This is a genomic window from Alkalibacterium iburiense (assembly GCF_039521845.1).
GTDB lineage: Bacteria > Bacillota > Bacilli > Lactobacillales > Carnobacteriaceae_A > Alkalibacterium > Alkalibacterium iburiense.
The window spans coordinates 1-6,024 of record NZ_BAAACW010000124.1; the positions used below are offsets into that span (position 1 = coordinate 1).

General features: G+C 37.6%; 5 protein-coding genes. 4 read left to right on the forward strand and 1 reads right to left on the reverse strand.

All coding sequences use genetic code 11. The features are described from left to right. Positions 1-175: 175 nt before the first annotated feature. Positions 176-364, reverse strand: coding sequence for a 50S ribosomal protein L28 (gene rpmB / locus ABDZ53_RS09965; protein WP_343756105.1), 189 nt, complete (start codon positions 362-364; stop codon positions 176-178). A gap of 372 nt (positions 365-736) precedes the next feature. Between rpmB and ABDZ53_RS09970 the strand changes: the two genes are divergently transcribed. The 4 genes from ABDZ53_RS09970 to plsX all read left to right on the forward strand — a co-directional run bounded on the left by ABDZ53_RS09970 (position 737) and on the right by plsX (position 5,956). Continuing rightward, on the forward strand, positions 737-1,102 hold the full coding sequence (locus tag ABDZ53_RS09970; RefSeq protein ID WP_343756107.1) for an Asp23/Gls24 family envelope stress response protein: 366 nt from the start codon (positions 737-739) through the stop codon (positions 1,100-1,102). Between the two features lie 44 nt (positions 1,103-1,146). Beyond that, a complete protein-coding gene (locus ABDZ53_RS09975) occupies positions 1,147-2,799 on the forward strand; it encodes a DAK2 domain-containing protein (RefSeq protein ID WP_343756109.1) in 1,653 nt (550 codons plus the stop codon). Between the two features lie 84 nt (positions 2,800-2,883). Continuing rightward, positions 2,884-4,926, forward strand: a complete 2,043-nt coding sequence (gene recG / locus ABDZ53_RS09980; protein WP_343756110.1) for an ATP-dependent DNA helicase RecG — start codon at positions 2,884-2,886, stop codon at positions 4,924-4,926. 25 nt (positions 4,927-4,951) lie between these two features. After that, entirely contained in the window at positions 4,952-5,956 is a 1,005-nt protein-coding gene (plsX, locus tag ABDZ53_RS09985) for a phosphate acyltransferase PlsX (protein WP_343756112.1), read from the forward strand. The last annotated feature ends 68 nt before the right edge of the window (positions 5,957-6,024 follow it).

Here is a 6,024-nt window from a genome sequence, read left to right on the forward strand (position 1 = left end):
AACTAAAAAAACGATAAGAGAGCCTATACCTAAGGCATTCTTGTCGTTTTGACTGTCAAACTCGAGATTATACCATGAGAGGTGCTTTTTTGTCTCTTTTTAGCATTTTCTTTTCAAATAAAAAGAACGGTTGCTAGATGATTATCCAGAACCGTTCTTTTAATTTGAATTTAAATTAAACACGTTCAACTTTACCTGATTTTAAAGCACGAGCAGAAACCCATACTTTTTTAGGTTGTCCATCAACCATAATACGAACCTTTTGTAAATTCGCACCGAAGCGACGTTTAGATTTGTTGTTTGCGTGTGAGCGGTTGTTTCCGCTTCTTGCTTTACGTCCTGTAATATAACATTCTTTAGCCATTTTTTCTCCTCCTTCGTACATAGCTCAATCCTGTAAGCTAAATCATACTTATATAAAATAGCATAAATCGAGAAGCATCGCAAGTATTTTTTAATAAACAATCAAGTCTTTTTCCTTTACAGAAGGGAAATAAAGTAAAAACAACGATAAATGATTAAAAGCTTGATGAGTGCTACAATTTTCACGGCTAACAGTGTATACTAGAGAAAGATATTTGAAAAAGATAACGCTTGTTGAAACGTTAAACTATCTAGATAGCAACGTTAGTAACTTGTCTTTTTTTATTTTATACAGTATGCTAAAATATGTTTGAATATCAAAGAATACCTTAAGATACATTCAGTAAGATTGAATAATGAGAGGAGAACGAGAATGACTATTCAGATGAATTCAGAATATGGAAACATTGAAATGTCTAACGATGTTATTTCTACAGTAGTAGGCGGTGCAGCCACAGAGATATTCGGTATTGTGGGTATGGCTAGTAGAAATCAAGTGAGAGATGGAATCAATGAAATATTAAATAGAGATAATTATTCTAGAGGCGTCGTTGTCAATCAAGAAGACAATGAAATCTCTATTGATGTGCATATAATCGTCAGTTATGGAACAAAGATAACTGAAGTGTCTAAGAATGTACAAGAAAGAGTCGCCTATCAATTAGAGCATGATCTTGGAATCAAAGCAAATTCTGTTAATGTGTTTGTTCAAGGCGTAAGAGTTCAAAATAACGTGTAAGCCATCGTCACATTCTTTAGGTGACAAAGGAGGAAATTGGAAAAGTGGATGTTAAGAGTTTAAAAGCTGAAAAATTTAGAAATATGGTTACGTTAGGTAGACAGCGCCTAGATGAGCACACAGAATATGTCAACTCACTGAACGTATTCCCCGTACCAGATGGTGATACGGGTACGAATATGAACTTGTCTTTCACAAGCGGAGCAAACGCCGTGAAAGATTCAGACAGTAATCATATGGGAGAACTGGCACAGGCATTGGCAAAAGGATTACTAATGGGAGCGAGAGGAAACTCTGGCGTTATCTTGTCCCAACTGTTTAGAGGATTCTCTAAATCATTAGAAGGGAAAGAAGAAGTTAGTGCAAAAGACTTGGCTAATGCTTTTCAAGGTGGAGTAGACACTGCTTATAGCGCGGTCATGAAACCTGTTGAAGGAACGATTTTAACGGTTGCTAGGCAATCAGCTAAAGCGGGTATAAATAAAGCTGAAGAAACGGATGACGTAATAGTTATTATGGAAACTGTTCTTCAGGCAGCTAAAAGATCGTTGAAAAAAACACCCGATTTACTACCCATATTAAAAGAAGTAGGAGTAGTAGACAGTGGGGGACAAGGATTAGTTTATATTTACGAAGGCTTTTTATCTTCATTAACAGGAGAAGAACCTGTAGAAGAAGAAACACCTGAGTTAGAAAAATTAGTTCGCGCGGAGCATCACCGAAGCGGTGTACATGAGCACATGAACACTGAAGATATCGAATTTGGTTACTGTACCGAAATCATGGTACGCATCGGTGAAGGCGAAACGGTTGAAGAAGAATTTGACTACGAAGAATTTAGAAATTACTTAGATAAACTAGGTGATTCTTTATTAGTTGTAGCTGATGAAGAAGTCATTAAGGTCCATGTTCACACGGAAAAGCCCGGTGAAGTCATGAACTACGGTCAAAAATTCGGTTCTCTTATGAAAATTAAAGTAGATAATATGCGTGAACAACATTCTGCTTTATCAGATGAGACCACTCAAGAGGTCGAGGAAAAAGACTTTGCGGTCATAGCTATTGCTCCAGGTGAAGGTATTCAGAGACTGTTCGAAAGTCTTGGAGTGGACTACGTATTACAAGGTGGTCAAACGATGAACCCTAGTACAGAGGATATCGTCAAAGCAATGGAGAAAGTTCCTGCAAAAAATTATATAATTTTACCGAACAATAAAAACATATTCATGGCAGCTGAGCAAGCTACTCAAGTCACAGAAGCCAATGCGGCTGTTGTTGAAACTAAAACAATCCAACAAGGATTGACAGCAATGCTAGGATACAATCCTGCTGAAGACTTGAATACCAATAAAGAATCCATGACAGAAGAAATCGAACTAGTTAAATCTGGTCAAGTGACTTTTGCTGTAAGAGATACTGAAATTAATGGACTGAGTATCAAAAAAGATGACTTCATGGGAATCATTGAAGGAGACATTCAGGTGTCAGCTTCTGATTTGTACGAAGTAACGATTGAAACATTAACTAAAATGATCGATGAGGACAGTGAAATCATTACTCTTCTAATTGGCGAAGAAGGCAACGAAGAAGAGGCTGAGAAATTAACTGCTTATATAGAAGAGAATTATCCAGATATCGAAGTTGAGGTTCACAATGGTGGCCAGCCCGTTTATCCATATCTGATTTCAGTGGAATAAAAGGTTAGGAATAGGAGAAACGACTTGTTATTCTGTTGTTTCCCCTATTTTTTCTTTTATGTATAGAGTGAAAGGAGTGAGATAGTGTCACTATCTATAAACGATTCAGTATCAACATTATCGGGTGTAGGAGATAAAAGAGTAGAAGCATTAGCTGATTTGGGTATACACACGATTATGGACTTATTGACTCACTATCCTTTCAGATATGAAGATTTAACAGTTAAATCCATTGAAGATATTGAAGAAAATGAAAAAGTCGTACTGGAAGGACCGGCTATATCCGAAGGGGTTGTGACTCATTTCGGAAGACGAAAAAACCGTCTGACTTTTAGAATGAACTGTGAGCATGTGATTGTGTCAGTTGTCTTTTTTAACCAGCCGTATTTAAAAAACCAAATTGAAGCTGGAAAAGAGATTCAAGTCTTTGGCAGATGGGATAGTGTCAGGAAACAACTGAATGGGATAAAGCTACTGTCATCTAACCAAGAAGGACAAGATAGAGAAGCTATCTATCCTTCCAATAAATACATTAAGCAGGGAACTATTTTAAAGTTGATCCGGCAGGCTTGGGATATCTATGCTTCCTATATTCCAGAAAACATCCCAAAAGATTGGATTGAAAAGTATTCTATTCTATCTCTCAAAGATACAATCTACTACATGCACTTTCCAAAAAATGAAGAAGAGCTGGAAAAAGCAAAATATTCTGTTGTTTTTAGAGAGTTTTTTATCTATCAATTAAGATTGGGTTGGATGAAAAAGCAAGCGAAGCTGTTCCAGAAAGGTGCGAGCATCGATTATGATGTTAACCAACTGAAAGACTTCTTTGCATCGTTGCCTTATGAGCTAACGTCTGCTCAAAAAAGAGTAGTAAACGAAGTTTGTAGAGACCTGAAATCTCCTTATCAAATGTTTCGATTGCTTCAAGGGGATGTAGGAAGTGGGAAGACCGTTGTAGCGGCGTCAGCTATGTTAGCTGCTAAATCAGCAGGTAAGCAGTCGGCATTGATGGCTCCTACTGAGATACTGGCTTCTCAACATAAAAAATCATTAGACGAGATGTTCAAAGACACACCTATTACGATAGAGTTGTTAACTGGTTCTACTAAGAAAAAAGAGCGAGATGCAATTCTTTTAGGATTACAGACTGGATCGATTGATGGGGTTGTTGGGACACATGCTCTCATTCAAGAAGATGTAGAGTTTAACTCTCTGGCTTTAGTTATTACAGACGAGCAACATCGGTTCGGTGTGAACCAGAGAAAAACATTGAGGGAAAAAGGTTTGAACCCAGACGTCCTGTTCATGACAGCTACACCTATTCCTCGTACGCTCTCAATTACAGCCTATGGAGAAATGGATGTTTCGGTTATCGATGAGATGCCTAAAGGAAGAAAACCTGTTTCTACTTATTGGATAAGACCGAAACATTTTGACCGAATGGCTGCCTTTGTAGAGAAGGAATTAGCGAAAGGACATCAGACTTATGTCATCAGTCCTTTAATAGAAGAATCAGAAATGATGGATCTGGAGAATGCCACAGCTCTTTATCAGACGTATCAAGAACTACTGGGTAGCCGTTATACAGTAGGTCTATTGCATGGGAAAATGCATCCGACTGAAAAAGAAGAGATTATGAGTCGATTTGAAGCGAATGAGATACAAGTGTTAATATCAACGACAGTCATTGAAGTGGGAGTCAATGTTCCTAATGCCACACTTATGGTTATACATGATGCGGATCGTTTCGGTTTAGCCCAACTACACCAGTTAAGAGGGCGCGTAGGTCGTGGAAGCCAAGAATCGTATTGTATTCTTATTGCTAACCCGAAAGGTGAAAAGGGAGCCGAACGAATGAAAATCCTAACAGAAACAACCGATGGCTTTGTACTCAGTCAAAAAGATTTAGAGATGAGAGGCCAAGGGGATTTATTTGGAAGAAAGCAGTCCGGGATACCCGAATTTAAAATCGCGGATATTGTAGAAGATTTCCCCATTCTAGAAACAGCTAGAGAAGCTGCAGGTTCTCTACTTAACCAAAAGACATTCTTCACTTCCGAAGAATATACATTACTAAGAGAAGAAGTAGGCATAGAGAAAGGACAAGTATTGATACTTGATTAATGAGTAACTTTTAGGAGGAATTATAGTGAGAATAGCCGTAGATGCTATGGGAGGAGACAATGCTCCCATAGAAATTGTTAAAGGATGTATCCGAGCCGCAAAGGAATTCAGTGACATCACTTTAGTATTATATGGAAAAGAAGAATTAATTAGAAAAGAACTAGGCGAAAATCTACCAAATATTGAAATCGTTCATTCTGATGAAGTGATTTTAAGTGAAGATGATCCCGTCCGTTCCATTAGAAGAAAAAAAGAATCTTCAATGGTGAAAGCAGCTCAATCTGTAAAAAACAATGAGAACCATGCTTTGTTCTCTGCAGGTAATACAGGGGCTTTATTAACGGCAGGAACATTGATTATTGGAAGAATTAAAGGAGTTGACAGACCTGGGTTATTAGCGACATTCCCTTCTTTAGCAAATGAAGGAGCTATATTCCATGTCATTGATGTAGGAGCCAATGCTGATTCAAAGCCCTTAAATATTAACCAGTATGCTACATTGGCCACTGAATATGCTAAGCATGTACATGGGAAGAACAAACCGACTGTCGGTCTATTAAATAACGGAACAGAAGAGAATAAAGGGAATGAAGTGACTAAAGCAGCCTACCAGTTGTTAAAAGAAAACGAGGCTATTCATTTTATTGGAAACGTGGAAGCAAGGGAGTTATTAAATGGTGTAGCTGATGTCGTTGTCACAGATGGGTTTACTGGAAATGCTGTATTAAAAACTATAGAAGGAACGGCACTTTCAATGGTAAAAGTACTCAAGGACGCGATTATGAACAGTGGACTTAAATCTAAATTAGGTGGCCTTCTGTTAAAAGATAGCTTAAAAGATTTAAAAGATATCTTGGATTATTCAAAACATGGAGGAGCTGTATTATTCGGTGTAAAAGCTCCAGTCATTAAAACACACGGCTCAGCAACAGAAGAACCTGTGTACTATACCATTAGACAAATCAGAGACATGTTAAAATCAAATTTATTAGAAGATTTAATCACTCATTTCGATACACAAGATAAATAAAGAATAATATGGTTAGGGTGTCAAAACCTAACCGGTTTACTACTTTTCCTTGTTAACAGTGCGATTTT

Excerpts from the sequence above, each read along its gene's own strand:
- rpmB (WP_343756105.1), bottom strand. The coding sequence starts at position 364 with ATGGCTAAAGAATGTTATATTACAGGACGTAAAGCAAGAAGCGGAAAC.
- ABDZ53_RS09970 (WP_343756107.1), top strand. The coding sequence starts at position 737 with ATGACTATTCAGATGAATTCAGAATATGGAAACATTGAAATGTCTAAC.